Source organism: Lachnoanaerobaculum sp. ICM7 (assembly GCF_000287675.1).
Classification (GTDB): domain Bacteria; phylum Bacillota; class Clostridia; order Lachnospirales; family Lachnospiraceae; genus Lachnoanaerobaculum.
The window spans coordinates 1-5,274 of sequence record NZ_ALJL01000012.1; the positions used below are offsets into that span (position 1 = coordinate 1).

Annotated in this window: 2 protein-coding genes; both read right to left on the minus strand. The window is 38.7% G+C overall.

Annotated features, from left to right (window positions below; genetic code table 11):
- Positions 1-4,109: InlB B-repeat-containing protein (locus HMPREF1140_RS13055; RefSeq protein ID WP_009662227.1), on the minus strand; the 4,109-nt coding region annotated here is incomplete at its 3' end.
- A gap of 13 nt (positions 4,110-4,122) precedes the next feature.
- The coding region (locus HMPREF1140_RS01880; RefSeq protein ID WP_009662228.1) for a hypothetical protein at positions 4,123-5,274 on the minus strand (1,152 nt) is incomplete at its 5' end.

Below are 5,274 nucleotides of genomic sequence, written 5' to 3' on the forward strand. Positions count from 1 at the left end.
TAATCAGCTCTGACACCATTTCCACTAGCCGGCATAGTACCGTTTAAATCACCATTTAACGGATTATGATTTACGCTTACAGGACCTGTTAAATTAGAAATATCTAAAATGTACACCATTGATGATGCATCCCATGAATATCCATATAGTTTGTCACCAACTGTACTTCCTGCTGCAGGAATTGATGCTGATACATTGGCTAATGGCATTGATGCTTCTACCTGACTTGCAATAATACTATCTGTAAATCTATCATAGTATCTTCTTACTAAGTTCATACCGGCATTAGGTGCATATACATAATCTATAGATACATCCTGGTTTGGCATATGAGCAATAAATGTTCCTGTTGTAGTATCATTTGTTACGATATATGGCGTAGTTGTAATTCCGCCTACAGTCTCTTGATGATTTAAGCCAAGTATGTAACTTCCTGCCGCATCATCATTTTCTCCGGCTGTTATACGGTATGTTGCATAAGTATAACCAGCAATAGAATTATCTGCCATTGCATTAATACTTTGCTCTGCCCTTCTTTGTGAAGTATGTACAGTAGTACCCGGTATAATATTTCCTAAAGCATCAACATGTCTTACCGTAAATGTAAATGTAGCATTTGGATCAACACGATATTTGTAATTCAAAGTAACTGCTGAAGCAGGCATACTTGAAATATGGTAATGTCCTTCAGCCACTCCGGCTGTTACTGACGGGTTTGGTTCTATCTGACCTGCTGAAACAGGAGTTGCACTTCCGGAATCATATATATATCCCGGAACAGTAATATGATCTTTATCTACGATTGACTCTATAACATATCCCGGATCAACTTCTGAACCAAATGTAAGTGGTAAACCGGGGTTTATATTTTTATGATAAGTACTTATAGGATAACGCGTACCATCCGGTGTCCAAGTAGCATAAAAATGCAATGTATCTGCTGTTGATGAAGCAGGATAAGATGTTAAAGTATTTGTACCAATTGTTTCACCTACATCATATGAATCATTATTATTGGCATCTGTGTACTGTAACCATCCTGCAAATGTATATCCTGTTTTTGTAGGGCTTGGCATTGTCGAAGGCAATACTCCAACTGGAGCTATAACGTCTGATACCGCTATTCCACCATTTGAATCGAACTTATATGTCATCACATTTTTCTTTAATGAAATAACAATATCTAAAGGAATATTAGGAGTTGTTCCCATAACAGTTCCCTTAGTTGGAGTAGTTGCCGGAGCAACCGGATCAGTGTTTACAACTGTCAAAGTACCGCTTGCACCTGTTGCACTGTCAAATACAGTTGGTATACCATTAAATATATAACTAGGCATAGGTATATTAACTTCTGAACCAGGTGCGGCTCTAAATGCATATGATGATGTGTTTGTAGGATCTAAAGCTCCCGGAATAGTATTAGTGCCTGCCACAAGACTTGGAATCGGTATTGTATTACCGTCCGGGTCTATATATGTTACTGTAAAGTTATACTTTTGTGTTTTCAAATAAACTATACCTTCTGATTGAGGCATTGTTAAAACTGCACCATTTACATCTGTTGCCTTTGCAGTTATCATGCCCATTCTTGGGTTAACACCATCTCTATCTGTTTTAATATTACCTACAGAATATGGTATTACTGAGCTTGTACTTCTACCCTCATAATCTATAACAGGTCTACCGTCATTATCATCTGATGTATTAGGTACATCTGAAATAGTTACTCCTATAGTTCCTGTAAATGTTTTACCCTTACCAACATAAAGCATACTCTTATCGAGATTTACATTAGCTTTAGATGTGGTAACTGTAGTAACTGTTCTATATACAGTTGCCGGATTAGTAGAACTATCATTATGCTCTTCTTTTGTAATTGTAGTTGATGTTTTTTCTGTTGTAGTAGTTTTAGGGTTAGGCTCTGTAGCTGTAGGCGCAACAAGCGTTGTAGTAACTGTAGCACCTGTAGGGACAGAACTGACCGGAGTCAGCGCTCCTGTAGCATCAACATAATACTCATCTACTACTGTATGTATATCATCATTGTTGTCTACATTTACATTACCTGATACATTTACTGCTCTGGCTCTTACTTCACCAATTCCTGTATCTGCTGCAAATGTGCGATTTACTGTTGAGGATACATTTATAGCCGGAATTTTCGGATCATTACCACGACTATTGCCTATATTATTCTTAATGTAAATAGGCTTTACATTGCTCTCCATTGTAAGAACACCTGCCCCGTCTACATCTATTGCAGAAGCCTTAGGTGTAGTCTCTGATACAGGAGAAATACCATTGTTCAATCCCTTTGCCACATTACTGTTTTGAATAGTAGTATTGTCTTTCAGTTTTACATTACCTGCTGATAACTCTACTATAGGTGCTGCTGCAGTAACATTAGCGCCATTTCCATCAATAGTTATATTTGAAAAATTCAATGTAGAAGTAGGATTTTTAACCTCAAATAATGGTCCGGTAAAGTTAGTATCTCTTTTTATTGTAAATGTACTTGTCTCAGGTATCGGAGCATCATCTGTATACAATGGGACTTTATTAAAGTTTATTGTTGCAGCATTTGCAAGCGGCTTATAGTCTGTAGTCTGTATAGTGATATCTCTATTTGCAGGAATGACTATAGTCTCATTTTGATTATCTATATTCCCCTGTATGTATATATATGCTTTTTTTATATCATACGGTTTAAGCGACAATATTTCTAACGCCTTTTTTATTGATTTGACAGGAGAGCCCATAAATCCGGTTCCACTGCTATCATCTTTTCCATTCACAGGGTCAACATATATAACATATGGCTTTATAGCTAACGCAAAAGCAGTTGTCTTAGTTTCATATGGTTGTAGATCAAAATATGCTGAAAATGCCGCTGCTGTATCACCCGTAGTCGTAGATGTACTGTCTTGTCCAGCCCCAACATAACCAGGTCTGCTTTGTGAAAAAACCCAATCAGTATGCCATATTCCGGCAACTTTTGACCAGCTTCCAGCCCAAACTCTATTCTCACTTTTATCGCTACTATCACGTCTTTGCATTCCAACATCCTGCCCACCTATACCTTTTCCTTTAGATATAATATCAAAGACAGCATGTGATGAATTACTACCACTGTGATCCTTATTATGAAAATGAAGTCCTTCTATATCATTTGTATTGTCATGTTTGGTAACAAATATTGGTACATCATCATGAGCACCAAGCATAGTATCAGACTCATTGCCAATCATAAAATCAGTTTGACTAGCAGAATTATTGTATACAGTGTATTTTACATATATATATTGATCATCCGGTGAAGGCATAACTTCCTGCCTTACTTCCACATTTCCACCGCTCGGATTTGTTATTGTAAAGACCTCTCCATTTTTATAAGTTGTAAGACCTTTATGTAATGCTTTCTTTGTTGTTGTACCGTAGAATGTAGCAGCAGTAGGTTGAGCGCCATAATCACCACCCCAAGTTGTTATAACCGGATCAGCAGTATCAGCTCCTGTACCACTTGCATAATTATCTGAACCTGCTGTCGCATTTGTACTCAAAACATTACTACCAATTCTATATGGCTTTGCAAAAGCATAATATCCATGCCACCATGCACGTTGAAAAGCTGATTTCAAAGTTGGAAATAGAGTAGTTTCTTTTGCTTCTGTAGTTGTTGAGCTGTTGTCCGAGTAATATCCTCTACTCCAGTTTGCTCTGTAATTCTCATCAGTTATAGCAGCAATGTTAAAAGTAAAAGGATCTTCTCCTCCCTCGGTACCATAATCATAATTTGTCCCCCCGTGCATCAGTTCTGATGCAAAACCACCACCATATTCTGGCGGAATTTCAACGAGAATTGGGGTATCAGTTTTTCCAAATGCATAAGCTGTTGTTGCCGATGATCCAAATGAATATCCTTTGCCATTAGGATTCACGCTTACACCTCTAGGACCATCTCCCTGTGTATTCAATGCCACATTGGGTTCCAACTCTGTTGCAGCCCTTGCTGTAAAATTACCAAATGGAGCACCTGTCAGCACCATCGCAGCTGTCAACAAACCTGCTGTTAATCGCTTAGCATTCCTAAGAAAATTATTTTTCTTCATATCTCTCCTCCAACTATCTATCAAAGAGGACAAAATCACTATCCAGATTATTTAATCCATCTGCAGCATATGTGATTTCTGCTCCCCATCTGTCATGTCTAGCAGCACTTGAATCGTAGTGATAGAATCTTCCGTTCTTCTTTCTTGGTCTGTCGCTATCGCTCACTCTTGCTACGAACTTTGAGTTTGAAACTACTATCCAGTTACCTTCTCCGTCCTTAAGAATCTTTGTGCCTTTGACTACTTTACCGTTTGAGTCTACGACTACATACTCGCCGTGACCTGTTCTTGTATCCTTAAGAATACCATACTTAAGGCTTCCATCAGCATCCAGTCTTAATCCGTTGAAGTAGAACTTACCGTCGTTCTTTGCAAGTGTGCATCTTGCTCCGATAGCCTTACCATTGTCTTTGAAACCGAATACGGCGTTTGTGTCTCTAAGAGATACTGTAACCTCACCGGTAATCATTGAACCGTCATTAAGCTCATCTGTACCGAAGAGATATAAGCTTCCTCTGTCGATTGCAGCTATAGGTGAGTTGAGAGCGTCTGTAAGGAAGTCTTCCTTTGTCCACTCATCTACATCATATTTGATACCGAATGTATCATCTTCCAACATGATTACAAAACCTGTCTGCATACGTCCGATTTCATCGAAAGCGTATCTTCTTCCAAGTACTGTAGCTATTTTATCTTTAATTACACTACCGTCTTTCTTTGTTCTGAACCAGCTGTGCTCTTCTGTATCATAATCATGCTGACTCATTACTTCATTAGGTACTGTAAATGTCCAGTAATCGTCTTTAAGCTCACCGTCAACATCAAGTGAACCGTATTTTACTTTAGCGTTGCTTGCTGTAGCTCTTATGTTTGCGTTGGTTACTGAAAGCTGAGGTATCATAACGCCGTTCTCATCAAACAGGTATGCCTTACCGTTTATCTCTCTCTGCTTTGACTGATCTGTACTGCTTGCAGCGTACTTTCTTCCGTTAGCCCCGAAGTACAGCCACATCTCATCATATTCACTGTAATTTCTCTGTCCAAGCTCTGAATATCCCGGATTCTCTCCTACCTGTGAATAAAGCAACCACTGATCCGCATACATTGCTCCGTCATCACCGAAGTAGTATTTCGCACTCTTAAACGGATTGTCATCTTCTACCGC